The 25,910-nt window shown below is 38.4% G+C and carries 20 protein-coding genes and 2 tRNA genes; 15 read left to right on the forward strand and 7 right to left on the reverse strand.

Translation table 11 applies throughout. The features are described from left to right. Positions 1-48: 48 nt before the first annotated feature. The gene (locus tag GD597_RS20170) at positions 49-1,026 is read left to right on the forward strand and encodes an ROK family protein (protein WP_171609724.1); all 978 of its coding nucleotides are present in this window, start codon (positions 49-51) and stop codon (positions 1,024-1,026) included. Between the two features lie 385 nt (positions 1,027-1,411). Next, positions 1,412-2,245, forward strand: coding sequence for an ABC transporter substrate-binding protein (locus GD597_RS20175; protein ID WP_171609725.1), 834 nt, complete (start codon positions 1,412-1,414; stop codon positions 2,243-2,245). A gap of 156 nt (positions 2,246-2,401) precedes the next feature. Here GD597_RS20175 and fbaA read toward each other — a convergent pair whose 3' ends face one another. Beyond that, the gene (fbaA, locus tag GD597_RS20180; RefSeq protein ID WP_171609726.1) at positions 2,402-3,475 is read right to left on the reverse strand and encodes a class II fructose-bisphosphate aldolase; all 1,074 of its coding nucleotides are present in this window, start codon (positions 3,473-3,475) and stop codon (positions 2,402-2,404) included. A gap of 255 nt (positions 3,476-3,730) precedes the next feature. Here fbaA and GD597_RS20185 point away from each other — a divergent pair, with 255 nt between their 5' ends. From GD597_RS20185 to GD597_RS20195, 3 genes are all read left to right on the forward strand, one after another. Further along, positions 3,731-7,909: a hybrid sensor histidine kinase/response regulator gene (locus tag GD597_RS20185; protein ID WP_171609727.1), complete on the forward strand. Its 4,179-nt coding sequence runs from the start codon at positions 3,731-3,733 to the stop codon at positions 7,907-7,909. Between the two features lie 314 nt (positions 7,910-8,223). Next, on the forward strand, positions 8,224-8,646 hold the full coding sequence (locus GD597_RS20190) for an OsmC family protein (RefSeq protein ID WP_171609728.1): 423 nt from the start codon (positions 8,224-8,226) through the stop codon (positions 8,644-8,646). Positions 8,647-8,670: 24 nt separating this feature from the next. Next, positions 8,671-9,855 (forward strand): trans-sulfuration enzyme family protein, encoded by a 1,185-nt coding sequence (locus GD597_RS20195; RefSeq protein WP_171609729.1) that lies wholly within the window; start codon positions 8,671-8,673, stop codon positions 9,853-9,855. 157 nt (positions 9,856-10,012) lie between these two features. On the opposite strand, the gene GD597_RS20200 is transcribed toward GD597_RS20195, so the two are convergent. Further along, on the reverse strand, positions 10,013-10,861 hold the full coding sequence (locus GD597_RS20200; protein ID WP_171609730.1) for a hypothetical protein: 849 nt from the start codon (positions 10,859-10,861) through the stop codon (positions 10,013-10,015). Positions 10,862-11,146: 285 nt separating this feature from the next. Between GD597_RS20200 and GD597_RS20205 the strand changes: the two genes are divergently transcribed. After that, complete coding sequence (locus GD597_RS20205; RefSeq protein WP_171609731.1) at positions 11,147-11,461, forward strand: hypothetical protein; 315 nt, start codon at positions 11,147-11,149, stop codon at positions 11,459-11,461. A gap of 139 nt (positions 11,462-11,600) precedes the next feature. Here GD597_RS20205 and GD597_RS20210 read toward each other — a convergent pair whose 3' ends face one another. Further along, positions 11,601-12,125, reverse strand: a complete 525-nt coding sequence (locus GD597_RS20210; RefSeq protein ID WP_171609732.1) for a septal ring lytic transglycosylase RlpA family protein — start codon at positions 12,123-12,125, stop codon at positions 11,601-11,603. A 301-nt stretch (positions 12,126-12,426) separates the two neighbouring features. On the opposite strand from GD597_RS20210, the gene GD597_RS20215 reads away from it, so the two are divergent. From GD597_RS20215 to tilS, 4 genes are all read left to right on the forward strand, one after another. After that, positions 12,427-12,738 carry a tetratricopeptide repeat protein gene (locus tag GD597_RS20215; protein ID WP_171609733.1) on the forward strand — a complete coding sequence of 104 codons (312 nt, stop codon included), beginning with the start codon at positions 12,427-12,429 and terminating at the stop codon, positions 12,736-12,738. A gap of 11 nt (positions 12,739-12,749) precedes the next feature. After that, positions 12,750-12,822: transfer RNA gene (locus tag GD597_RS20220), tRNA-Gly, on the forward strand. A 190-nt stretch (positions 12,823-13,012) separates the two neighbouring features. Next, positions 13,013-14,674: a glutamine--tRNA ligase/YqeY domain fusion protein gene (locus tag GD597_RS20225; RefSeq protein WP_171609734.1), complete on the forward strand. Its 1,662-nt coding sequence runs from the start codon at positions 13,013-13,015 to the stop codon at positions 14,672-14,674. Positions 14,675-14,828: 154 nt separating this feature from the next. Then, on the forward strand, positions 14,829-16,163 hold the full coding sequence (gene tilS / locus GD597_RS20230) for a tRNA lysidine(34) synthetase TilS (protein WP_235954374.1): 1,335 nt from the start codon (positions 14,829-14,831) through the stop codon (positions 16,161-16,163). A gap of 89 nt (positions 16,164-16,252) precedes the next feature. Here the strand turns inward: tilS and GD597_RS20235 are convergent, their stop codons facing one another. Together GD597_RS20235 and rpsT are read right to left on the reverse strand one after the other, a co-directional pair. Beyond that, entirely contained in the window at positions 16,253-16,888 is a 636-nt protein-coding gene (locus tag GD597_RS20235) for a LysE family translocator (RefSeq protein ID WP_262888874.1), read from the reverse strand. Between the two features lie 118 nt (positions 16,889-17,006). Continuing rightward, positions 17,007-17,264, reverse strand: a complete 258-nt coding sequence (gene rpsT, locus GD597_RS20240) for a 30S ribosomal protein S20 (RefSeq protein ID WP_171609736.1) — start codon at positions 17,262-17,264, stop codon at positions 17,007-17,009. A gap of 189 nt (positions 17,265-17,453) precedes the next feature. Between rpsT and GD597_RS20245 the strand changes: the two genes are divergently transcribed. From GD597_RS20245 to GD597_RS20260, 4 genes are all read left to right on the forward strand, one after another. Further along, positions 17,454-20,204: a 2-oxoglutarate dehydrogenase E1 component gene (locus GD597_RS20245; RefSeq protein WP_171609737.1), complete on the forward strand. Its 2,751-nt coding sequence runs from the start codon at positions 17,454-17,456 to the stop codon at positions 20,202-20,204. 339 nt (positions 20,205-20,543) lie between these two features. Next, positions 20,544-20,831: a hypothetical protein gene (locus GD597_RS20250; RefSeq protein ID WP_171609738.1), complete on the forward strand. Its 288-nt coding sequence runs from the start codon at positions 20,544-20,546 to the stop codon at positions 20,829-20,831. 79 nt (positions 20,832-20,910) lie between these two features. Further along, positions 20,911-20,985: transfer RNA gene (locus GD597_RS20255), tRNA-Val, on the forward strand. Positions 20,986-21,589: 604 nt separating this feature from the next. Continuing rightward, a complete protein-coding gene (locus GD597_RS20260; RefSeq protein WP_171609739.1) occupies positions 21,590-22,345 on the forward strand; it encodes a hypothetical protein in 756 nt (251 codons plus the stop codon). Positions 22,346-22,964: 619 nt separating this feature from the next. On the opposite strand, the gene GD597_RS20265 is transcribed toward GD597_RS20260, so the two are convergent. Next, entirely contained in the window at positions 22,965-23,462 is a 498-nt protein-coding gene (locus GD597_RS20265; protein ID WP_171609740.1) for a DUF6876 family protein, read from the reverse strand. Between the two features lie 11 nt (positions 23,463-23,473). Here GD597_RS20265 and GD597_RS20270 point away from each other — a divergent pair, with 11 nt between their 5' ends. Then, positions 23,474-23,815, forward strand: a complete 342-nt coding sequence (locus GD597_RS20270; protein WP_171609741.1) for a hypothetical protein — start codon at positions 23,474-23,476, stop codon at positions 23,813-23,815. Positions 23,816-25,530: 1,715 nt separating this feature from the next. On the opposite strand, the gene GD597_RS20275 is transcribed toward GD597_RS20270, so the two are convergent. Next, positions 25,531-25,896 carry a DUF3703 domain-containing protein gene (locus GD597_RS20275; protein ID WP_171609742.1) on the reverse strand — a complete coding sequence of 122 codons (366 nt, stop codon included), beginning with the start codon at positions 25,894-25,896 and terminating at the stop codon, positions 25,531-25,533. Positions 25,897-25,910 lie beyond the last annotated feature (14 nt).

A 25,910-nucleotide genomic window follows, 5' to 3' on the forward strand; every position in this document is an offset into this window, starting at 1 on the left:
ACAAGCACAAAATTTTAAAACTTATATTTTTATTTATTCTTATACGTTATGGCAACAACTAAAGCCTCATTAGACGCACTTGTTATTGGTATTGACATAGGCGGTACCGGTACCAAATTTGGTATTGTAGACCGCGTTGGAAACGTATTGTTTTCTGGAGAAATTTCAACAAAAAAACATGCTGAAGTAGAAACCTTTATCGAAGAGCTGCATAAGGCTTTAAGCGAGTTGATTGAAAAAGCAGGTGGCGTTGGCCGTATGAAAGGAATTGGAGTAGGCGCCCCCAATGGCAACTATTATACAGGTACGGTTGAATATGCACCAAATTTACCCTGGAAAGGTATTATACCACTGGCAAAACTAATTGAAGATAAATTTAAGCTACCTGTTGTGTTAACCAACGATGCAAATGCTGCTGCGTTGGGCGAAATGATGTATGGTGCGGCACAGGGTATGAAAGATTTTATCATGATTACCCTTGGTACTGGTGTAGGTAGCGGTATAGTTGCCAATGGCAAACTTATTTACGGCCACGATGGCTTTGCAGGTGAGCTTGGGCACTCCATTATTATTCCCGATGGACGTATGCATGAAGGCACTGGAAAAAGAGGGTCTTTAGAAAGTTATGCATCTGCCACTGGTGTTAGGCTTACCACTTTAGAGTTGTTGAATAATACCGATAAACCCAGCATGTTGCGTAGTTTAAATCCCGATGAAATAGATTCAAAAAAAGTATTTGAAGCTGCCAGTGCCGGTGATGAACTGGCCATGGAAATTTTTGAATATACCGGTAAAATTCTGGGCATGGCATTGGCAAATGCCGTAATGTTTAGCAGCCCCGAAGCAATTATTTTATTTGGCGGTTTAACCAAGGCCGGCGACTTAATTCTAAAGCCTACCCGGGAGCATATGGAAGCCAATGTGATACAGATATTCCAGAATAAAGTAAAAATTTTGGTGAGCCATTTAAAAGAGTCAGACGCTGCCATTTTGGGGGCAAGTGCACTTGCCTGGGAATTGCAATAAAAGCATATTCATATTTACAGCCGCAACGCCATCAGTGTTGCGGCTTTTTTTGGACCGGGCAATAACCTATAAGACCGAGCTTTACTTGCGTCGCACTCTTGTACTGCAACAAGAAAATCATCAAAAATGCAGCAATGCCTATTAATTAATTTTTGCGAATTGCTTTTAAACGATTTACTCCAAAACTTTTAATTCGATTTTCCATATTATTTGTATTCATTACCAACTGCATATTAGATGCGTAAAATTTGGATTCAGTACACAAACTTTTGAAAGGCAAGACTAATTGCAAACTCCAAATAGGGATTTTTATTTTTTTTATTACTGTATGCTCTAACTGTTAATTGATTAAAGCACTGCAATTAATTCAATCTTATATTTACCAATGCAAATATTTACTGATCAATTGGGCAGGTCTGTAAGCATTCCTATTATTCCTCCAAAGCGCATTGTTTCTGTAGTGCCATCTCAAACAGAATTGTTGCATTATTTAGGTATTGAAGAGCAAGTGGTAGGCATTACAAAATTTTGTGTTCATCCACAGGATTGGTTTAATAGTAAGCAAAGGGTAGGAGGTACCAAACAATTGGATATTGCCACCATTACCTCCTTACAACCTGATTTAATAATAGCCAATAAAGAGGAGAACTTGCAGTTTCAAATAGAGGCATTAGCTATGCAATACCCGGTTTGGATTAGTAATGTATCGGATATGCCTTCTGCATTGGAAATGATTAAAACTATTGGTTCAATAACCGGAAAAGAGCAGGCAGCTATATCGTTGGTTGATGCAATAACAATTGCGTTTAAAAGAATAGAAAAACCAAGGTTGGCAATTCCTGTAGCTTATTTAATTTGGAATGAACCTTTTATGACCATAGGTGGCGATACCTTTATACATGATATGCTACAACATTGCGGTTTATACAATGTTTTTGAAAACGAAACAAGGTATCCCGTAGTTTCTTTGGATACTCTTGCAGATAAAGGTGTTGAGTTAATATTGCTTTCTTCTGAACCTTTTCCTTTTAAAGCAAAACATACGCATTTTATTAAATCCTTTTTTAAAGATGCCGGAAAAAAAGTGCCCGCTATTTTGATCGTAGATGGTGAAATGTTTAGCTGGTATGGAAGCCGTATGTTGCAGGCGGGGCAATACTTTTTTGAGTTGATGCAGTTTATACAAGGAAAGCGGGATGAGCAGGAGATATACATATAAAAAAGGAACACCAGAAAGTGCTCCTTTTTATATATAAATTGTTTCGTAACTGATGCTATAAAACCGGGATGTACGAGTGAGATAATTGCGTAGCAAAGCAGCAAATACACAACAAGTGGCGATGCCCAATGGTTTATAGCTGATTACAAACTGATATTAGGCATTACGTCCAATACAGTTAAGATCGGTAAATGCTTCTTCAAGGCGTTTTACAAAATTGTCTTGTCCTTTTCTTAACCAAACCCTTGGGTCATAGAACTTTTTGTTTGGTTTTTCGGCGCCTTCGGGGTTACCCAATTGTGCCTGAAGATAAGCTTCGTTCTTTTTGTAGAAATTAAGAATACCTTCCCAGAATGCCCATTGCATATCGGTATCGATATTCATTTTTATTACACCGTAATTGAGTGTTTCGTGAATTTGTTCTTTGGGAGAACCGCTACCACCGTGGAATACGAAATAAAGTGGTTTTGCAACTGCTGCCAAACCTAATTTTTCGGCCAGGTATTCCTGACTGTTTTTAAGAATATCGGGTCTTAATTCTACATTGCCCGGGCTATAAACACCATGTACATTACCAAATGCAGCAGCAATGGTAAAGCGGCTGCCTATTTTGCTTAATGCATCGTAAGTATCAGCAACTTCATGTGGTTGCGTGTATAGCTTAGAATTTTCAACACCAGAATTATCAACTCCATCTTCTTCGCCACCTGTTACGCCTAATTCTACTTCAATGCTCATACCCAATGCATTGATGCGTTTGAAATATTCAGCAGAAATTTCAATGTTTTCGTGCAGGGGTTCTTCGCTTAAATCAAGCATATGAGAACTGAACAATGGTTTGCCGTTTTTAGCTTTATAATCTTCGCCGGCAGTTAATAAACCATCTATCCAGGGTAACCATTTTTTTGCAGCATGATCGGTATGCAATACAACAGGTACACCATAGTAGGCTGCTACATTGTGCACATGCATAGCACCACTGATAGCACCGATGATATTGGCTTGTAAATTATCGTTAGGCATGCCCTTACCAGCACAGAACTGTGCGCCGCCATTGCTAAACTGAATAATAACCGGGGAATTTACTTTGGCAGCTGTTTCCAAAACTGCGTTAATAGAATCGGTGCCAATTACGTTTACTGCTGGTATTGCAAATTTATTTTCTCTTGCATCGTTATATAATGCTTCTAATTCTTCACCAAATAATACACCGGCGGAATATTTTGCCATAATGTTGATTGCTTTAGGTTTTAAATGTATTTGGATGGCGAAGATAACGCATAGCGAGGAAAAAATGGCCTTGGTTTTTACAAATATGAAGGCAATTAAACTGCCGGTTGTTCGCTTTTTTGAGGTTGAAATGGGTTGAAATGCTGGTTTTGTAGAAATAATACCACAAAGGCTGTAGTAGCTGGTACTCATTTTTTTGTTGAAGTGAAACTGATATAAATACTGCTTAAATTGCAACGAAATCCAATAAGTACCATGTTAACAAAACAGTTTTATATAATACTGTGTTTGTCCCTTATCTCTACGGCCATTCTTTCTCAGCAGCCATCTGTTAAGTTTCAGCATTTACAAACTGAAAATGGATTATCTCAAAGCAACGCCTTAACAATTATACAGGATAAGCAGGGTTTTATGTGGTTTGGTACCCGTGATGGATTAAATAAGTATGATGGATATAAATTTACCGTATACAAAAATGATACAAAGGACTCTACAAGTATCAGTAACAATTACATTACAAAAATAATAGAAAGTAAAACGGGTGAACTTTGGATTAGTACCTGGGGTGGCGGATTAAATTGCTTTAACAAAAATACCGGAAAATTTACCAGGTATAAATTTGATGCATCTATATCCGGCGGTTTGCCAAGCGATTTTTTGAACACGGTATATGAAGACAGGGATGGTAATATCTGGATTGGCACTGAGGCAAATGGGTTGCTTTTATTTGACAGGGCACAAAATAGATTTATACAGTTTAAACACAGCGAAACAAATGCAAAAAGTATAAGCGATAATTTTGTTCAATCTATTATGCAGGATAATAAGGGTCTATTATGGATTGCAACATCACATGGCGGATTAAATGTATTTGATATTAAGGCAAAACTTTTCAGGCATTTTAAGCATGATGCTGGTAATGAAAATTCAATTGCGTTTAACGATGTTTATTCTCTTTTTCAGGATAGTGACAATAGAATTTGGGTAGGTACCAATGGCGGAGGGTTGGATAGATTTGATGAAACAACAGGAAGGTTTATACATTACAAAAATCAATTTAAACAAGCTGCAGGCGTTTTTGGAAATTATGTGTATGCCATTAATGAAGACAATAGCCATAGATTATGGATAGGCACCGAAAATGAAGGTTTGATACTATGGGACCCCTTAACTGGCAAAATGGAAAATTATCTGTATGATGAAGTAGATAATACCAGCTTAAGTAATAATTCTGTGTATTCTATTTGTAAAAGTGAAGATGGCAGCATATGGGTAGGCACTTTTGCGGGAGGGGTAAATTTTATACCGGATGATAATATTTTTGCTCACTTTAAGCACAATGCATCGGCCAACAGCTTAAGCAGCAATCAGGTACTTTCTATAGCAGAAGATGGTGAAAAAAATATTTGGATTGGTACCGATGGTGGTGGGTTGAATTGTTTTAACCCTAATACAAATACTTTTACCCGTTACAAACATCTGCCTAATAAAAACAATTCTATTTGCGGTAATTATATATTGTCTGTAATGTGCGATAAATCCCAGAACTTATGGATAGGTACATGGGGAGACGGCATTACTGTTTTTAACCCTAAAAAAAATACCTATAGGCATTTTAAAAATATACCCGGCGATCCTAATAGTTTAAGCAGTAATAATGCCTGGAATATATATCAGGATAATGATGGCGAAATTTGGGTAGCAACCTATGGAGGCGGTTTGAACAAATATAACCCAGCCTCCAATTCTTTTACAAGTTACCGGTTAAACCAAAATGAAAAAAATGGGATTAACAGTTTTAAAATTCATAATGTTTTTGACGATGGCGAAGGTCACTTATGGATAAGTACAAATGGAGGTGGCATTAATGTTTTTACAAAAAGTACTGGTTTGTTTAAGCAATATTTACATACCTCAGCAGTAGGGAGCTTGCCAAGCAATAGTACATATACTATATTTAAGGATAGTAAAAACAAAATTTGGATTGCTACTGAAGCCGGACTGGCCCTTTATAATGCCGATAAGGATAATTTTGCCACTTTTACAACCGAAAATGGATTGCCAAATAATGTAATTTTTGGCATTTTAGAAGATGATAATTACAACCTTTGGATAAGCACCGGAAAAGGTATTTCCCGTTTTAATATTAATGAAACCGGGTTTAAGAATTTCAGAATCATAGATGGTATACAATCTTATGAATTTAAAGAAAATGCTTTTTGCAAAAGTAGTAATGGTGTGTTTTATTTTGGAGGGGTAAATGGATTTAATGCATTTAACCCGGATAAGATTAAATATTCTACTTATACTTCTCCACTTGCATTTACCGGATTTTCCATATTCAACAGAGAATTGGAAAAGATGCAAAAACAAACGGGAGCAACTTTTTCAAAGACTTTTTTTGACACCGCGGATACTGTAAATCTTCCTTACAATATAGAAGGCTTTTCTATAGAATTTGCCTCACTCAATTTTGGGGCAGGGGAAACAAAAAAATATCTTTGTCAATTAATGGGTTTTGATAAAAAGCCTTACCAGTTGGAAGATAAGAACAGCGTTTCTTATACCAACCTGGATCCCGGATCTTACGTTTTTACTGTAACAGCACAAAACGCCGAAGGCCAAAATACAAATAAAACCATCACTTTACTTATAAATATTACACCACCATTCTGGTTAACCTGGTGGTTTAAAATGCTTACTTTGTTAATGGTGGCAGGCAGTATATTTACGGTTTACCGTATAAGAATGAATGCTATTCAACTGCGTCAGCAAAAGCTACAACAACTGGTGGCAGAAAAAACCCACCAGCTTCAATTATCCACCGAAGAAGAAAAGAAAGCCCGCCGCGAAGCAGAGAATGCCAATAAGGCAAAAAGCATTTTTCTGGCTACTATGAGCCACGAATTAAGAACACCCATGAATGGCGTAATTGGCATGACGTCTCTGCTTTCAAAAACTGAACTTACCAGTGAACAAAAGGGGTATGCTGATGTGATTCGGGTTTGCGGAGAAAACCTGTTAAACGTTATTAATGATATTCTTGATTTTTCTAAAATAGAATCAGGAAATATGGAGCTGGAATACCACAATTTTGATTTAAGGGAATGTATTGAAGAAGTGATGGATGTTTTTGCAGAAAAAGCTTCTAAAATTGGATTAGACCTTGTTTATCAAATTGATTATAATGTGCCCGTTTCTATTACGGGAGACAGACTTCGGTTGCGCCAGATATTACTAAACCTGGTAAGCAATGCTATCAAGTTTACCAAAAAAGGAGAAATATTTGTGGGGGTTCATTGTAATAATTTAGTTACAGATGGTGAACTTGATTTGGGTTTTGAAGTACGTGATACCGGCATTGGTATACCCGATGATAAATTATCACGTTTGTTTAAAGCCTTCTCTCAGGTAGATTCATCAACAACCCGTAAATATGGTGGTACGGGGCTTGGACTTATTATCAGCCAGAAACTGGTAACATTAATGGGTGGAAATATACATGTGATAAGCGAAGTAGATAAAGGATCAGCTTTTACATTTAATATTATTGCTAAAACCAGTGTGCAATCAGTAAAAACCTATGTGAATAGTAATATGGCCAGCCTTAATGGCAAGCGCATACTTATTATTGACGATAATATACAAAACCTAAACATACTTAGCGATCAGTTAAAAGAATGGAAGTTAATTCCGGTTGCAGCGCAAAGCGGCAGAGAAGCATTAGAAATTGCTGCAATGCAGCCAGCTTTTGATTTGGTATTAACTGATATGAAAATGCCAGAAATGAATGGGGTAGAATTTGCCCAGCATTTTAAAACCAAATACCCCTTAGTGCCCATCGTTTTATTAAGCTCTTTGGGTGATGACAGCTATAATACCTTCTCCCGTTTATTTGTATCGGTATTAAGCAAACCCATTAAACAACATACACTGGGTACATCTATCCTAAATGTTTTTAGAAATACCAGCAAGTCTATACCTGCTCAAACTATAATGTTGCAACCTGATGTGGTACAGAAACTATCCATCAAATATCCATTACGTATTTTATTGGCTGAAGATGATATGTTTAACCAGCTGGTGGCAGAACAAACATTTCTTAACGAAGGCTATACTGTTGATATCGCCGAAACCGGTGTACAGGCAGTAACCAAAGCCAAAGAAACGGATTACGATATTATTTTTATGGATATTCAAATGCCCGAAATGGATGGCTTTGAAGCAACCGGCCTTATAAGAAAAGAACTGCCTAAACAACCATTTATTGTAGCCATGACAGCCAACGCCATGCAAGGCGATAAGGAAAAATGCCTTCAGGCTGGTATGAATGATTATATCTCCAAACCCATTAACCTGGAAGAGTTTGTGGTAAAACTGGAAGCCTGGGCAGCCAAAATTCATGATAAACAATCACCCACGATTTTGCCTTAATTGGCAGTTTTTGTTACCGGCTATTGTACAAATGGCATCACCGCTTGTTGGGTATTTGCTGCTTTGCCACGCAATTACCTCACTTGTGCGTTCAGGGCAATGGGCAGCTATACTAAATATAATGATGCAGTAAACAGTACAAACATAATTGCATCGTTATTTGCTACTGTACAAGAGTGCGACGCAAGTAAAGCTAGATGTATTGCTATTGCCTGGCCCAACAATATTGCTACGCTTTAATAGCCGCACATCTACCAATGCTAACAATTGATATTGTAAAATGAAATAACTTCGTCGCTCGTTAAATTTTCTATATGATAACAGTGAATCTTTCCCGTAAACAAGGCGATTATGGCTTTGAAGCCACCGATGCCAATGGTCATACCGTTCGCATGGATACCAGCCCCGAACATGGTGGCGAAAATTTTGGTGTACGCCCCATGCAAATGCTTTTAATGGGTTTGGGTGGTTGCAGTGCCATTGATGTAATTAGCATATTAAAAAAGCAACGCCAGGAAGTTAGGGATTATAAAATGGTAATTAAGGGCGAACGTGAAGCGGGTAAAGAACCTTCGCTTTGGGTAGAGATTGAGCTTGAGTTTCACATATATGGCGACGTAGAAGCTGGCAAAGCACAACGTGCCGTAGAATTGTCTATGGAAAAATATTGCTCAGTTAGTGCAACACTGGTAAAAAGTGGCTGCCATATTGTTTGGAACACATTTGTACACCCGTAGCTATAAACAACCAAGTTTTATAAAATGAGCGAGCAAAATAAAGATTTGCATCCATTGACTAAAGCGGTACGTATACAAACACCGCGCAGTTTTCAAATGGAACATTCCACACCATTATTTGTAACCAGTAGTTTTACTTTTGAAGCAGCAGATGATATGCGTGGTGCATTTGCTGATGAAAATGATGATAATATTTACAGCCGTTTTAGCAACCCCAATGTAGATGAGTTTGTAGAAAAAATGGTAGCATTGGAAGGCGCAGAAGCGGGTTTTGCGGCTGCCACCGGCATGGCGGCTGTATTTGGATCTATGTTTGCCCTGTTAAAACAAGGCGATCATTTATTGTGCTGTAGCTCAGTTTTTGGTAGCACCTTTACCATTGTTACCAAATTTTTACCCAAATATGGTATTGCCTGTACATTGGTGCCCGCCAATGATAAAGCAGCATGGGAAAATGCCGTGCAGCCCAATACCAAAATGATTTATCTGGAAACACCTACCAACCCCCAGCTGGAAATTATTGATTTAGCTTGGGCCGGTGCTTTTGCAGCAAAACATAATATTATACTTAATGTAGATAACTGTTTCGCCACCCCTTTATTACAAAACCCAATTGCTTATGGCGCACACCTGGTAGTACATTCTGCTACCAAGTGGATTGATGGACAAGGCCGGGTATTAGGCGGCGTGGTGGTAGGCCGGGCCGATCTTATAAAAGAAATTTATTTATTCTGTAGAAACACAGGTCCTTCTTTAAGTCCGTTTAACGCATGGGTGCTAAGTAAAAGCCTTGAAACACTGGATGTACGTATGCAGCGCCATTGCGAGAATGCTTTAAAAGTGGCTACAGCATTGGAAGCTAACAACAAAATATCATGGGTAAAATATCCTTTTCTACCCAGCCATCCGCAATACCAGATTGCCATTAACCAAATGAAAGCAGGTGGTGGCATAGTTTGTTTTGAACTAAAAGGTGGTATAGAAAGCGGCAAAGCATTTTTAAATAGCCTTAAAATGCTTTCTATGACAGCCAACCTGGGCGATACAAGAAGTATTGCTTCGCATCCGGCCAGCACTACACACTCTAAACTAAGTGAGGCTGAAAGACAATCAGTAGGTATTACACCCGGTTTAATAAGAATATCTGTAGGTCTTGAATTTGTGGATGATATTATTAACGATATTACGCAGGCACTGGAAAATTGCTAGCTATAAAAAAATGCTGACTATCTGGTCGGCATTTTTTATGTAAAGTATTTTCTTTGGTACCCGGCACAATGGCTATTGGCAGCTAAACTTGCGTCGCACACTTGTACGTTCCTCATTTATGGCAGCAAACCCAGCAAATAATTCAAATAAAACCGTTTTACTTTTTCGATTTTTTGCTAATTCGGTAATTAATACCGGTTTGAAAATTCATCATGCGTTCGCCAATATTAATTTGGGCAAAACCGGTAATATCCCGAACTGTTAATGCCGCATTTCCACTTAAATAGGCATATCTTTTAACCGATGCACCTGGGTTGGTGTCATGGTAAATGTCTTTATAATTTTTACCCAATAAGTAATTGGCCTGGGCTTGAATACAAAACGAACCCTCTGTAAAACCAAAAGCCAGCTCGCTGCTAAGGCCAACTGTGCCTAACAGGCTGTTTGGGGCAATACCGGTTACTTCAATATTATTGTTTTTAATATTTTGCCTAAAGCTCAGATATTTACCAAATTCATTTTGTAAGGATGCAGAAACGCCTAAAATCCGCCATTCTGTTTGATTGCTGATGGGGATAGTAACTACCACACCTGCATTTAGGTTAGCACTGCCAAATGATTTATTGCCGGCATTATTATTAATATAGGCACTATCAAATAGTGGATTATAAGCTGCGCTGTCAAATTTTTTAATGCGGTAATTGCCTAGCGTAATGCCACCCCCATACCACGCTTTAAATGCACCAAATTGATGGGCATTATAAACATTTCCCTGTAAATTGTAGAATTGATCCCTGTTGTCTTCATTGGTGCTTCCCATAGTAAATGCGCCGTTTACATATAACTGACTTTTTGCACCATCGGTTTTCATAGGTAAAGTACGGTAGCTGTTGCTGCTGCCATACAAGGGGCTAACATAATAGGTTCTGGTGGCGCAACCGGTAAAGATTAAACCAATGCCTGCAATTATAGTCGAAAGAATGTTAAAATATTTAGTCCTAATCATAATGCTTGTTGAGAAACAAATGTAGAAATACGTTGCTTAAAGCAAAAAGAAATAGGATTTGTCGTCATAGGTATGATTATTGTTACAGTTTGAAAGGAGATATGTAGAAATCTGGTTTTGCATTTGTGATGAGCCCTTGTGGAAAATTAGTAAAATTTTGGGGAAAAGCAAATTCGGTAGATTATGATCTTATTATATCTTCGATTATAGAAATTTATTATCTAAACCATCCTACCATCTTATGAAAAACAAATAAAACATTCTAAACACCAATATTCTAGTTAAATGGAAAAGTATAACTACACTAAAGACAAAATTTGTACTGCTGTATTATTGTTAGCATCTAATACTGGTGCAATAAAAGAACGTATTAGTAATGCATTCTCCATTATTTATTCTTTATCAGAAAAGGATTTTGATACTGACCTGAAAGAAGACTGGAATTTTATATATGGTAACATTGCCAAAAATTTTCCCTTAAGCCAACAATCTGTAACTTCAGACAGTATTTTTTCAACCATCGATAAAATGGACGAGCTTACCTGTAAATTAATTGCAGAACGTATTTGTATCCTGGATTATAAACTGCGACTGAATTAGGCAAATATTTTATTTGCACGCATTGTGAAACATATTTAGGCGTTTTCTACTTTACTGTATTGTAACAGTTTGGTAGCACCGCCAACAAAAAAAAGAGCCTTTATAAAGGCTCTTTTTTTATAAAAATATAGTGAATGTTTTATTCCAATGTGCCAACAGGTACCTGTTCTACTTGTACTTTTAGTAAACCTGTGCCTTTAGTAAGACCAATTTGTTTGGCTGCTGTGGTGGTAAGATCGATAACCCTGCCTTTTTTAGCCATTTTAGGGTGCATTCTGTCGTTAACAATAACTATTACTGAAAGACCACTTTTTAGATTGGTTACCCTTACCCAGCTATTTAATTTAAAATTGTTGCTGGCCCCGGTATATTTTTCATTTCTAAAAATTTGTCCTGTAGCAGTTTTAGAGCCTTCGAATGATTTATTATAAAAGCTGGCTATTCCCTTAATTTTTTTGCCTTTAAAATTGATATTTATGCTGTCGAAGGCCGGTATTTTAGCACTATCATTTTTGGTATTATTAGCACTGTCAGAATTAGTGAAAGCCTCGTGTGGATTTGCTGTGAATGGTTTTGCTGCTGAATAATAAATAGTAGCATCAGATTGTACATCTGTGCTAAGTAAGAAGCAAAGCAGTAAAAAAATAGCGTATGAAGTCTTCATATTCTAATTAAATGCGGCACCAGGTTTTTTCTATTTCACCTCTTTCCAATATGGAATTTCTCAACGAAACCTGGTTCCTTTTTTAAACTAGCCAAAATCTTCAATTAACGTGCCAAAAACCGAAATAATAGCTAATGTTATTGATTGTCAAGCTTTTATAAAAAATGGCAATAAGCGCTTTTTATCGTTAACAGGGCAAATGTCTGTAAAATTAAAATAACAATCGTTAGTATTTTAATTAAAACTTGCAACTAAGGAGTACTGGGGCATGCAGCATTTTTTAAAATCTTACATTTGTTGTATGGATAGGATAGCAAAAATTTTGTCATTTTTAGAAAGTTCTCCTAATGATAATTTTCTACAACATGCATTGGCTCTGGAATATATTAAAATAGGCGAGGATACCCGTGCCAGAAATATTTTTGAAGAAATTTTGCAAGTTTCGCCCGATTATATTGGTTCATATTATCATTTATCAAAACTGCTGGAAAGGATGGAGGAAGTTGATTTAGCTGTTCAATGGTATAAAAAGGGAATGGATGCGGCCAAAGCTGCCGGTGATAACCATGCCTACAATGAATTGCAGGCCGCTTATGAAGATTTGGTATATTAGTCAAAAAAAATGCGGAAATAGCTCAGTTGGTAGAGCATTAGTTTCCCAAACTAAAGGCCGCGGGTTCGAGTCCCGTTTTCCGCTCAGTTTATGTTCTTCTCATTTGCTGCCATATGGCAGAAAGCACAAGAGTGCGACGCAAGTACAGCCTAATTTGTAACAAATGCCCGTTACATAATTGTTTTTTCTATAAGTTATAACAGGTTAAAGGGTGCAATAGTGGTAAACAGTTGCGGCTGATTCCTTATTTTTGTGTACCTACAACAGATTGTATATGAGTGAGGAGAAAAGTTTAAATTTTATTGAAGAAATAATTGAAGAGGATCTTAGATCGGGCAAACACAGTAGTATTCTAACCCGTTTCCCGCCAGAGCCTAATGGCTACCTGCATATTGGTCATGCCAAAAGTATTTGCCTGAATTTTGGTTTGGCAATAAAATATGGTGGCGGTACTAACCTAAGGTTTGATGATACAAATCCTGTAACTGAAGAAACGGAATATGTAGACAGTATTAAGGAAGATATTAAATGGTTGGGTTTTAACTGGACTAAAGAATTATATGCCAGTGATTATTTTGAGCAATTATTTGCCTATGCAGTAACCCTTATTAAGAAAGGACTGGCATATGTGGATGATAGCAGCAGCGAACAAATAGCTGCAGAAAAGGGTTCACCTACACAACCAGGGATTGAAAACAAGTTTCGCAGCCGTACTGTTGAGGAAAACCTGCAATTATTTGCTGATATGCGTGCCGGAAAATATGCAGATGGCGAAAAAGTATTGCGTGCAAAAATTGATATGAGTGCACCTAATATGCACATGAGAGATCCATTGTTGTATCGTATAAAACATGCCCATCATCACCGCACTGCCAATGATTGGTGTATTTATCCTATGTACGATTTTGCACATGGCCAAAGCGATTCAATTGAAAATATTACCCATTCTATATGTACGCTGGAATTTATTCCACATCGCCCATTGTACGAATGGTGTATTGAACAATTAGGCATTTTCCCCTCACGCCAATACGAGTTTGCACGTTTAAACATGACCTATACCGTGATGAGCAAACGCAAACTGCTGCAACTGGTAAACGAAAATCATGTAACCGGTTGGGATGATCCCCGCATGCCAACTATTAGTGGTTTGCGCAGAAGAGGATTTACTCCCGAAAGTATTCGTGAATTTTGCGACAGGATAGGAATTGCCAAAAGAGATAATCTGATTGATGTTGGCTTATTGGAGTTTTGTGTAAGGGAACATCTTAACAGGGTGGCCCAGCGCCGCATGGTGGTTTTTGACCCGCTTAAAATTATTATTACCAATTACCCTGATACAGAAGAACTTTTCCCAACTGAAGATAATCCCGAAGCTGCTGAAAAAACCTATCGTCACCTGCCATTTACAAAAGAATTGTTTATTGAACGCGATGACTTTATGGAAGTGGCACCCAAAAAATATTTCAGGTTAGCCCCGGGTGCAATGGTGCGTTTGAAAAGTGCATATATCATTAAATGCGATACAGTAATTAAAGACGAAAACGGTAATGTAACAGCGCTGGAATGCACCTATATACCCGAAAGTAAAAGTGGTAGTGATACTTCGGGCATCAATGTAAAAGGTACATTACATTGGGTAAGTGCCAAACATGCTGTAAATGTAGAAGTCCGTTTATATGATCGTTTGTTCCGCTCAGAAAACGTGGCGGCAGAAGAAGGCGATTTTAAAGATAATATTAACCCGGATTCGTTGCAGGTAATACAAAACGCCTATGCAGAACCGGCACTTTTGCAATCAGATTTACAGGAACGTTATCAGTTTTTGCGTAAGGGATATTTTTGCCTGGATAAAGATTCAACGGCTGAAAAATTAGTGTTTAACAGAACCGTTACATTAAAAGATACCTGGGCAAAAGAAACGCGTAAGGCGTAAATGCATATTCGTTTTATATTTAGGTAAATGCTGTGTAATGCGCAGCATTTATTATTTAAACCAAAAGCTATTGGCCCATCAGCAAATTATTAATTAAACAACTGTTGCGTCGCACTCTTGTACGTTCATATCAATGTGCAGCAAAAAGAAAAGTATGAGTAACCTGTTAGTGCAATTTAAAAATCACATGCAGCAGCAGTTTCCACAAATAGCTGTTCAAAATAACATGTTGGTGCTCGCAATAAGCGGTGGGGTAGATAGTGTTGTATTATTGCACCTCCTGGCGGCTTCCGGTTATAACTTGGAGTTGGCGCACTGTAATTTTCAGCTTAGGGCAGAGGAAAGCGAAAGAGATGAGGCATTTGTTCAGTCACTGGCCATTCAATATCAAAAAAAATTGCACCTGCGGCGTTTCAGTACAGCTCAAATAGCTGCCAGTGAAAAAAAATCAATTCAGGAAACTGCACGCACCATTCGGTACAGTTGGTTTGCTGAACTGGTAGAAGAAAACAGGGATACCTATCTTGTAACGGCACACCATGCAAACGATAATATTGAAACCCTTCTGATGCATTTTTTCAGGGGCACTGGTATTAATGGCTTACATGGCATTCCACCCCAGCAAAATCGTATCATCAGACCATTACTTTTTGCCAAGCGGGAAGATATACTTGAGTATGCCAAAGTACATCATTTAAGTTGGGTGGAAGACAGTTCAAATGCACTGGATAAATATACCCGCAATTATTTTCGGTTAGGATTAATACCCTCCATAAAAGAAGTGTACCCGCAGGTAGAAGATAACTTGTTGCATAATATTGATCGCTTTAAAGAAGCGGAGATATTGTATCAACAAGCCATTGATTTACATAAAAAGAAATTGCTGGAGTATAAAAATGCAGAAGTGCATATCCCCATTTTGAAGCTATTGCAAACAGTGCCATTTAATGCGGTTGTATGGGAAATATTTAAACCTTTCGGATTTAATGCACAGCAGGTAAATGAAGTAAGAAAATTATGTACAGCAGATAACGGTAGCAGTATTTTGTCCACATCTTATAGAATAATCAGAAACCGCAATTGGCTTATAATAGCCCCCGTACAAAATATTGATAATACTATAATCGTAGTTGAACGGAATGCCTCAAAAGTGGTATATGGTAGCGGACAATTGACTATTGATCATTTAAATAAAACAACTAGCTCAATTACATCTGATAATGACACAGCACTATTAGACGCTGATAAAATTAGTTATCCTTTATTATTGCGTAAATGGAAGCAGGGAGATTATTTTTATCCATTAGGCATGCAGAAAAAGAAAAAATTGTCGCGTTTTTTTATCGACCAGAAATTATCAGCAACTGAAAAGGAACAAGTGTGGGTATTGGAATCGGATAAGAAGATTATCTGGGTTGTTGGGTATCGCATTGATGACAGGAGTAAAGTTACCAACCAAACAAAGAAAATGATAAAACTACAGGTATAGTAGTTTGTATTCAAATACAATCAACGGATAAAACCTAGCTGCCCCAAAGGGCATTGTTCAATAATCCAATAATGATAAAAGTAGCAATTCTAAATAAATTTTTGCCCCAGCATGCGGTATAATTGAATAAGTGCAGCAAGTATAAAAATACCACCCATGATGTAGTTTAAGGTTTTATTGCTGGTGTTTAATTTGGTTATAAGCCAATTTCCTCCGTACATATAAAGGGCTAATCCACTAATTGTACCTGTACCGCAACCAATGGTAAAAATATTAAAATCAGTAAAATTTGAGTGAAGCACCCCATTATTAAGTAAGTAAGAACTCCAAATAAACCAAAATGGAATTTGAGCCGGGTTTAAGGCACTCATACTAATACCCAAAATAAATCGGTTAATATTATTTTCAAGAAGCAGTGCTTTAGATTCTTTATGTTGTTTGCGGGCTGTCATAAAACTAAAATAGCCTAACACTAAAAATACAACTACTGTTAGCCATCCCAGAATTGTAAAAAATAGCTGGTGTTGCATAATCCAGTCTACCCCGGAAAGTGTAAGTCTTAAATAGATTATTTCAACCACTGCAACGCCTATCGAATATTTCCAGGCATTGGTAAAGTTTTCCTGTACGGCTATTTGCGTAGAAGTAATGCTCATAGAGCCCAGGGGCAATTGCCCTAAAAAGCTAACGAGCCATCCTGTACAAAAAATAATAATAAAATTCATCTATAAATATGCTGAATATCTGCAAAAAATAGGGTAGCTGCTTCGTATTGGTACACCATATACAAAAAAAGCCACGTTATTGCTAACGCAGCTTATTATAAATAAGTGCAATAAGAAATTAAGCTTTAACAGCTACTTTCTTAGAAAGTTTACTTTTTAAGTTTGCGGCTTTATTTTTATGGATAATGCCTTTCTTAGCCAGCTTGTCAATCATTGAAATTACATTCGGCAATGATTCACCATAAGTTTTCTCATCTTTCTCAGTAGCTTTCAGATCACGGATAGCATTACGGGTAGTTTTACCATAGTAACGGTTTCTGTCTCTGCGTTTAGAAGCCTGACGAGTATCTTTTTTGGTAGCTTTATGATTTGCCATATTCTTTTTTTTTCGGACGGCAAAAGTAGGGATATAAGATTGAATTGAAAAATTTTACAGGAAAATAAAATTTATTTCTGGCTTTTTTATGAATATTTTGATCTACATACGCTCTACAAATATCTTTTTTTACAATGCAATCAACGATATTTGCACCCTGGCCATGTGTAACTTATTAAAATTAAATGGATGAAAGACTTTTCGTATATCACTAATTCTCACCCCGCATTTATAGAAAGCTTATACCAGGATTTTGTAAAAGATCCCTCAAGTATAGATGCGGATATGAAAAAATTCTTCGAAGGATTTGATTTTGCAGTAGCCAATAATGCTGCTGCTGTAAATGGCGGTGTTGCCACTACAGACCATAGTTCAGCACCAATTATTGATTGGATGAGAGAAATTAGGGTATATCGTTTAATACTGGGATACCGTAATAAGGGCCATCTTATTGCTAAAACCAATCCTATCCGCACCCGTAAAGACCGCGGTGCCAACCTTGATTTGGGCTTCTTTGGCCTTTCTGATGCCGATTTGGATACAACTTTTAATGCGGGCAACCTGATAGGTCTGGGCACAGCTACTTTGCGCACCATAGTGCAACATTTGCAGGATTGTTATGCAAATCATGTTGGTATCGAGTTTAAATATATTAGCGAACAGGAACGTGTTGATTGGATAACCAAAGAAATGGAGGTTAATTTTTCAACACCGCTTTCTCTTGATAAAAAGAAGCGCATTCTGGAGAAGTTGAATCAGGGTGTTATGTTCGAAAAGTTCCTGCACACCAAATATATTGGCCAAAAAAGGTTTTCATTGGAGGGCGGGGAAACTACCATTGCTGCCCTGGATGCTATCATAAATACCGCTGCAGAACATGATGTACATGAAGTGGTGATAGGTATGGCCCATCGTGGCCGCTTGAATATATTGGCAAATATCATGGGTAAAACCTATGAGCAGATTTTCAGCGAATTTGAAGGCACTGCCAAATTAGACCAAACCATGGGTAGTGGGGATGTAAAATACCATATGGGTTATGGTAGTGAGGTAGCATCTTCCAAAGGGCAAAAAATGCATCTTAAATTAATGCCCAACCCTTCCCACCTGGAAGCCGTTGATCCTGTAGTGCTGGGCTTTTCAAGGGCAAAGGCAGATGTAATGTATACCAGTGATTTCGATAAAATTTTACCGATTCTGATACATGGCGATGCTTCTGTTGCCGGGCAAGGTATTGTTTATGAAGTACTGCAAATGAGCGATTTGGATGGCTATAGCACAGGCGGCACCATACATTTTGTTATTAATAACCAGATTGGTTTTACAACAGATTTTGACGATGCAAGAAGCTCAGATTATTGTACCTCGCTGGCAGCAGCAATACAGGCCCCTGTATTGCATGTGAATGGCGATGATGCAGAAGCAGTGGTAAAATGCGTTGAAATTGCTACCCGGTACAGGCAAACCTTTAATGCAGATATTTTTGTAGATATGGTTTGTTACCGCCGTCATGGCCATAATGAAGGAGATGATCCTAAGTTTACTCAACCACAGTTATACTCACTAATTGAGAAACACCAAAACCCAAGGGAGGTATATACACAGTTCTTGTTGCAAAACGGAGAACCCGATGCACGTGAACTGGCCAAAGAAATGGAAAAAGAGTTCTGGGCCAGCCTGCAGGACCGTCTTGACGAGGTGAAACAAAAACCATTGACATACACTTATCAGCCACCGGAACTGGCCTGGAAAAGCTTAAGAAGGGCTGTTCAGGCAGATTTTGAAAAATCTCCTGCCACTGCCATCTCAGAAGCAGATTTTAGAAAAATATTTGATGCTATCATGGTGTGGCCTGCTGATTTTGCCCCGCTTAAAAAAGTGGAGAAAATTATCCAGGAAAAAATAAAATTGTTTCAAACAGAAACAAAGGTTGACTGGGCTACCGGAGAATTAATGGCTTACTCCAGTTTATTGCTAAACGGCAGCGATGTGCGTATGAGCGGACAGGACGTTAAAAGAGGCACTTTCTCTCACCGTCATGCAGTATTAAGAGATGAAAATACTGATTCGTATTATAACAGGTTAAGTAGAATAGATGGTGCTAAAGGGCACTTTAGAATTTATAATTCGCTGTTAAGTGAATATGGTGTATTGGGTTTTGAATATGGATATGCTTTGGCAAACCCCAATGCATTGGTTTTATGGGAAGCCCAGTTTGGCGATTTTTGTAATGGTGCCCAAACCATGATCGATCAGTTTATAAGTGGTGGTGAGCAAAAATGGAACCGTATGAATGGCATTACCTTATTATTGCCACACGGTTACGAAGGGCAAGGCCCGGAACATAGCAGTGCCCGCATGGAGCGCTTTTTACAAGCCTGCGCAGAGTTAAACATGGTTGTTACCAATATAACTACAGCGGCCAACTTGTTTCATGCATTACGCAGGCAATTGGCCTGGCAGTTTCGTAAGCCATTAATTAATTTTTCGCCTAAAGCCAATTTGCGTCATCCGGGCAGTTATAGCCATATGAGCGAGTTTATTAATGGCGGCTTTAAAGAAATTTTGGATGACGATACAGTTACCGATGCAAGCCTAATTAAAAAAGTGCTTATGTGTTCTGGTAAATTGTATTTCGACCTGGCTGAAAGAAGGCAAAAACTAAATACGCAGGATACTGCCATTGTAAGGCTGGAACAAATTTATCCGTTGCCTTATCAGCAGCTGGAAGCCTTGAACAAAAAATACAATAAGGCAACCTGGTTTTGGGTACAGGAAGAGCCATTAAATATGGGTGCAGCTTCTTTTCTAAAAATGAATTTGAACACCATTAATTTTGGCATTATTAGCCGTAACCCAAGTGCTGCCACTGCAACGGGTTATAATAAAGTACATAAGCAGGAGCAGGAAGAAATTATTGATACTGCTTTTAATATTTAATTGTTGCCACACATATAGTATGCCGGCAAATAATACTGTTTATTTGCCGGCATTTTTATTTAACTAAAATGATGGATCGGTCATTTGTTGGTATGGCATCGTCTCTTGCGTCGCACACTTGTACTTTCTGAACCTGAATAAGCTTTAAGCCAACAGCCAATGGATTTACTATAGTACAAGAGTGCGACGCAACGGATGCTGAATAGCATTGATTTGTTGGGTTCATAAAATAAAGTAAATACTAATGATGGGGTACATGAATAGTTGGCCGTTAATGGCTTAACTATTACTTTTGATAATTGCGCTATTGTATACCGTATAATTTGATAAAAGAGGAGGATGAAAATGTTTTCGTATGCATTGTTAGAACCAGGATGTTATTACCTTATTCAGGAAAAAGAGAATGATCCTATTACACTGATACAAATAAAAGTTGTTACTGATGCAGCCATGTTTGTGGTAAAGTATCAGGAAGATATAAAGTCTGAATGGAAGAAAAAAGCAGATGCTATATTTGATATTATAGAGTTATTGGGCGATAAACCGGCATCGGAATGGCGCAAAATATACTTTAATAATGCAGATGCTTTTTATGAAGAAGAGGATGATGATGAGGAAGGAAGATAATTTTTTTACAGAAAAATTCTTAAAAAAATTTGGTAGAAAAACTCACAACCCTATCTTTGCACTCCAATTAAAAAAAAGAGGGAGTTTAGCTCAGCTGGTTTAGAGCATCTGCCTTACAAGCAGAGGGTCGGCGGTTCGAACCCGTCAACTCCCACCTGATAATCAAGCAGTTATGATTTATATCATAGCTGCTTTTTTATTTTGCGACCAAAAATGCGACCATATAATGGTACAAGAAAAGATAACAAGAAATAAGTAAGAGAAAACAAAAAATTGAGTGTAGAGAGTTGAAAGCCTGATCATAGCTTACAACGATTTTTGATGGTTAATTACTTCAATTGTTTTATAACAATATCAGATTGCAAACCCATATACTGACAGAACTCATCAACAGTTACAACCTGGTGTTGTAGCTTGTTTAAATGATGCTTGATCTTCTTAATAAGATTTCTGCCGTACCTATCGCTTCTGCCTGTGATTACCATAATGTCCTTTGGATAAATACACAGTCTATTCATTAATCAAATAACTTTTAATACACTATCCATACTTAGGGTATGCCTTTGATATGAATTATATAGAGCAAATATAACTCTTTTTTGAAGACGGTAAAACTGTGTTTGTTGGAATAATGTGGACTAATCGGAACGGACGACCGGCCACATTTGCAAAGGCTTTGCAGCAGTTATAATTTTGTTTACGAACGCTGATAAAACAGCAAATTTGAAACAAATTATTAACCCAATAAATTTTTTACAATGGCAAGGCAAAAAGGAATTATTAAATTAGACGGTACTATTGGAGATATTACCTTCTACAAATCACAAGATGGATATTTGGCAAGAGAAAAAGGTGGTGTGTCTGCCGACCGTATTGCTAATGATCCTAATTTTCAAAGGACCCGTGAAAACGGTGAAGAATTTGGAAGGGCCGGCAAGGCTGGTAAAATGTTGCGTACCGCCATAAGAGGTTTATTGCAAAATGTTGCGGATGGCAGGATGGTGGGACGCCTTACTCAGGAAATGGTAAAAGTATTGCAGGCTGATGTTACCAGTGTTCGTGGTAAACGTAATGTTATTGATGGGGAAGCAGAGCTTTTGGAAGGTTTTGAATTTAACATTCGTAGTAAATTAGGAACAACCTTATTTGCACCGTTTACAGCAGTAATAGACAGAGTGGCCGGAACCCTTAATGTGGATGTAGCTTCTTTCATTCCAATTAATATGGTAGCTGCACCAGGCGGAAGCACTCATTTTAAATTAACGTCTGCCGGGGCGGCGGTTGATTTTGAGAATGAAACTTTTGAAGTTGATACAAATGAGACTGCACAAATGCCCCTGGACACCATTGCTACCGCAGTGATCAACCTTTCAAATACAGTTACTGCAAATAGCACAAATCCTCTGTTTCTGGCTTTGGGAATTGAATTTTACCAAGAAGTAAACGGAGTTAAATATTCATTGAAAAACGGATCTTACAACGCCTTATCATTGGTAAAAGTAAATGGTGTTTAATTTCAATTAATTTAAGCCTTTTGAAGGCTTTGAAAAGTCTCAGGTTTTCTGAGGCTTTTTTTTGTGCCCTATAGATAAGGATTTTGTCGGGATAAAAAAAGGATGTACCCTACCCGAGGGGACACCCTAAAGGCAAAGCCCCTAAAAGGGCAATGCACAAAGCTGACGGCGGCCTGATGGAAAGCACCAGAGGAACCAGCCTGAAGCAAGCCGATAGACGGAACAGCTTACTAATGGACGATAATAAACTGAGCGCCGACGAAAATGCCTGCTGAAGGCTACCTGCGGAACAGGCGGAACTGCAAATAAATGACTGCTGACAGGACAAACTGCCAAACGACGATTGGTGATGATACGAAGCTGCTTTTGCATAATGTGAATTTTTATAAGCATCTCTCAGCGAAGGCAGATAAAAAACCAAAAGGAAACGGAATAAAAGATGGGGCTGTGCGCCGGGGCTGTGTTTATGCCGTAGTCTTTTGGTTTTTTTAGTCAGGGCTGTGTAGCGGGCTGCCGTAGCTATTTTGCTTAATAAAAAACACATTTGCAAAGGCTGTCTCATTCACCAGGTCTGTGAAGGATGTAAAAAAGCGGACACGAATGCCCGCCTTTGTTTCGGCTAGTATTCAGTTGGTAACATCAGGCAGCCATCTACGAGCCAGATGGTGGCAAGATCATAAGGAAAATCGCTGAAGGGGATTTTCTGGCTTGCTACCGGATTGTTGTTGCCATCTGTGGCTTTTACAAAAAACTTGTCTGCCTTTTCCCTCTTTAATTCCCATACCTGGAACCTTTCGAGATTGACTGCTTTTTTGCATTGGTGACTGATGATTAAATCAATCAGCCAATAAGCCTGGCAGGCTTCTGCCATGTCTTTTACACCATTTGTGTAAAGCATGAGTGATGGACGATGACAATAGAAATTTTCTGAACCGTTGCCTGTCTGAATGTGGTCGTTTGCGTTGCTCATTGTAATTGTTTTTTTGTTTAAAATATTTTCCAAAAGAAAAAAGGAAAAAAAAGAAAGCTGATGAATTAGCAATGCAGCTAAAAAAAACAAAAGCAGAAGCCGCATAAATGATGGCTTTTTGGCGTGGTTTTTTGGTAAAAAAACCATGACAAAAAATTGTGCGGCTGGGCTGTGTTTATGGCGGCTGTCTTTTGCTTTTTTTATTTGGGTTTTGTGCGCTGGCCTGCATTGCTATTTTTGCGGACTTTTTTTTACTTTATTTTTTTGGATTTGTTTCGGTTGTCATTTCATCAACTGAAACAAATAGCTGTATTTGTTTTTCTGTATTTGTATTTCTGTCTTTTGTATTCCTGTATTTTGTTGTTAATGAAAAATCCACTGCTGACTTCCTGCTTTCACTGCTGACCTGCGACCCCACCTGCGCCTTTGGCTTGCTGGGTGAGGGCGGGAATGGCTTACCCCGACTTAAAAGTGTAGCGAAGCGGAACGGCGAGGGGTAAGCCATGAAGCCCGCAACTCAACGTGGCTGCTTTTTTGTGTGGTATAGCATAGCGAAGCTATAAGCAGGGGAATCACACAAAAAGCAATGGATAGGGCTGTGCCAGTGCAGCAAGCCAACAGCAGGGGGCGCATAGGGAGCAGGCGGTTTTTGCGTTGGCTTTTGTGCATGGGAAAACCGCCGTAGCGACCGGGCTACAAATGAGGAGGAGGCTTTATTATTTTTTACACTACAGAAAGGCGAAGCCACCAATACTAAAAAATAATAAAATAGCCGACGGACTGCGGGGCAGCGAAGGGATGGCAAAACCATGACAATGACGGCGAAGCCTTATTGGCGTGGTTTTTATTGCGTGGGCTGCTGCAACCGCAGACAACTTAGCCCAAGATACTTTGCACCAGAACGGAGTGGAGGTGCAATAAATAGAAAGGCGTAAGCCACCATATAAAGAAGCGTTGGTTGATTGCTGCTTATTTTTTTAAAAGCGTTGGACATCGTGCTGGCTTTAAAAAAATAAGCTGCAATGGCAGGCTGTATTTGTTTTACTGCTTAGCCGCCTTTGGGCTTAGCAGTAAAACTTTGAGTGTCATAAAAAAAGCCCCGAAGGGCTAATACTAAGGAAGCATGGCATACCAACGCTTAGAACCAGGAGCAGGATAACGGGTACGGGAACTAAAATTACCACGGATGACATTGACACGCCAGCCATTAGTAGATTGCCAAATTTGCAGAATAGGCGAACTGAAGATTAAGTGATACATAACATACAATTTAAAAAATGAAGAAATAAATATGTAGCATCACCACGGCCAACGTCCAAATAAAAAACCAAATAAAAACCATAGCACTTCTGTTCAAGATCTTTGCTGGAGCCTTATTTTTATTTTTTTACAAGTACACTTTTTAGATACCAAACTGAAGTTAAAAAAATAAAAAAAAGAGAGCTGGTAAGCTGGTGCTGAGCCGACTTGATTGGCCTGGTTTATTTGTGTTTTTTTTTGGCTGGCCGTAACTTAGTGGAATATTTGTTGTTGATAATTTCTCGGAGAATGGGATTCAATCGGAGCAATTATTTTATATGAAACGGAATGCATAGGGAGTATGGGTGCGCTGGCTTGCAGCTGCCCTTCCCAAGCTTGTGCGGTGGCTTTGGGCTGCTGCAGGAGTGCCTACCGGAGCGTACTAATTCTTGCTAAAAGGCTACCTGAATGAATGGAACGAAGTGAAGTGGAGTTCACGGAACGAAACGAGTGAAATGAAGAAGGTGGCCTGGAAGCATTAGATGTATAAAAAGCCAAATCGATAACCGGACGATGAAAGGATTGTGACACAACGATGCTGCTATGAAACACTGAAGCTGGTATCAAAAGACTATAGGATTAGCAAGCTAGTTAAAAAATAGGTTGAGAAACCAATTTGAATTGCTCCGATTCTTGAAGCTGGATTGCCAAGCAAATCTTTCTGCCTGCTTTGTTTGTAATTGAATCTGAATACTGTTTGGGTTAGAGGACTCCATGAGTGGAAAGCCCGGCAGATAGCTGACAACGATGAACGAATGAATGTAGTGCAACGAAATGAATGAGTGAGGCGGCGTGAGCTTGAGCAGTAGGGTTAACGGTTGGCTTGAAGCATTTGGCTGCGAAACCTTAGCCTTGTGTGTATGGGTAGCTATATGCTTTGTATGGCTCTGGAAGGTTGTTCAATTTCGGGTTTTGATTACTCTGCTTTAGCAAGTATTGTTCGTAAATCTTCTGGTATCTCCATCCTTTTTAATGGAGGAACATTCGCACCGCCAGTATTGCCCACAGGAATTTTTCCTACAAATGACTTTACCCCACCTATTAATAGACGGGGTATTTGTCCTAAAATTTCTTTACGACTTTTAATTTTAATACCAAACTGTAGCATTACCCAATGCACATAGGTATGTTCTACAAACCACTGTTGACCGATAACATGAGCCCTTTCAAGTTTCCTCCATGCTTCGCTTAAATTTCCTTGATTTAATTCGTTACGGAAATCGTTCAATTCCTGATAAAAAAAAGGTTTTAAAGAGTGGGGCATCTTCCAATAGACTTTCATATTATCTTATTTTA

It is taken from the genome of Limnovirga soli (assembly GCF_013106755.1).
Taxonomy (GTDB): Bacteria; Bacteroidota; Bacteroidia; order Chitinophagales; family Chitinophagaceae; genus Limnovirga; species Limnovirga soli.

What these genes read in the sequence shown, in the direction of transcription:
- GD597_RS20170 (WP_171609724.1), top strand. Translation starts at nt 49, where the DNA reads ATGGCAACAACTAAAGCCTCATTAGACGCACTTGTTATTGGTATTGAC.
- GD597_RS20175 (WP_171609725.1), top strand. Translation starts at nt 1,412, where the DNA reads ATGCAAATATTTACTGATCAATTGGGCAGGTCTGTAAGCATTCCTATT.
- fbaA (WP_171609726.1), bottom strand. Translation starts at nt 3,475, where the DNA reads ATGGCAAAATATTCCGCCGGTGTATTATTTGGTGAAGAATTAGAAGCA.
- GD597_RS20185 (WP_171609727.1), top strand. Translation starts at nt 3,731, where the DNA reads ATGTTAACAAAACAGTTTTATATAATACTGTGTTTGTCCCTTATCTCT.
- GD597_RS20190 (WP_171609728.1), top strand. Translation starts at nt 8,224, where the DNA reads ATGATAACAGTGAATCTTTCCCGTAAACAAGGCGATTATGGCTTTGAA.
- GD597_RS20195 (WP_171609729.1), top strand. Translation starts at nt 8,671, where the DNA reads ATGAGCGAGCAAAATAAAGATTTGCATCCATTGACTAAAGCGGTACGT.
- GD597_RS20200 (WP_171609730.1), bottom strand. Translation starts at nt 10,861, where the DNA reads ATGATTAGGACTAAATATTTTAACATTCTTTCGACTATAATTGCAGGC.
- GD597_RS20205 (WP_171609731.1), top strand. Translation starts at nt 11,147, where the DNA reads ATGGAAAAGTATAACTACACTAAAGACAAAATTTGTACTGCTGTATTA.
- GD597_RS20210 (WP_171609732.1), bottom strand. Translation starts at nt 12,125, where the DNA reads ATGAAGACTTCATACGCTATTTTTTTACTGCTTTGCTTCTTACTTAGC.
- GD597_RS20215 (WP_171609733.1), top strand. Translation starts at nt 12,427, where the DNA reads ATGGATAGGATAGCAAAAATTTTGTCATTTTTAGAAAGTTCTCCTAAT.
- GD597_RS20225 (WP_171609734.1), top strand. Translation starts at nt 13,013, where the DNA reads ATGAGTGAGGAGAAAAGTTTAAATTTTATTGAAGAAATAATTGAAGAG.
- tilS (WP_235954374.1), top strand. Translation starts at nt 14,829, where the DNA reads ATGAGTAACCTGTTAGTGCAATTTAAAAATCACATGCAGCAGCAGTTT.
- GD597_RS20235 (WP_262888874.1), bottom strand. Translation starts at nt 16,888, where the DNA reads ATGAATTTTATTATTATTTTTTGTACAGGATGGCTCGTTAGCTTTTTA.
- rpsT (WP_171609736.1), bottom strand. Translation starts at nt 17,264, where the DNA reads ATGGCAAATCATAAAGCTACCAAAAAAGATACTCGTCAGGCTTCTAAA.
- GD597_RS20245 (WP_171609737.1), top strand. Translation starts at nt 17,454, where the DNA reads ATGAAAGACTTTTCGTATATCACTAATTCTCACCCCGCATTTATAGAA.
- GD597_RS20250 (WP_171609738.1), top strand. Translation starts at nt 20,544, where the DNA reads ATGAAAATGTTTTCGTATGCATTGTTAGAACCAGGATGTTATTACCTT.
- GD597_RS20260 (WP_171609739.1), top strand. Translation starts at nt 21,590, where the DNA reads ATGGCAAGGCAAAAAGGAATTATTAAATTAGACGGTACTATTGGAGAT.
- GD597_RS20265 (WP_171609740.1), bottom strand. Translation starts at nt 23,462, where the DNA reads ATGGTTTTTTTACCAAAAAACCACGCCAAAAAGCCATCATTTATGCGG.
- GD597_RS20275 (WP_171609742.1), bottom strand. Translation starts at nt 25,896, where the DNA reads ATGAAAGTCTATTGGAAGATGCCCCACTCTTTAAAACCTTTTTTTTAT.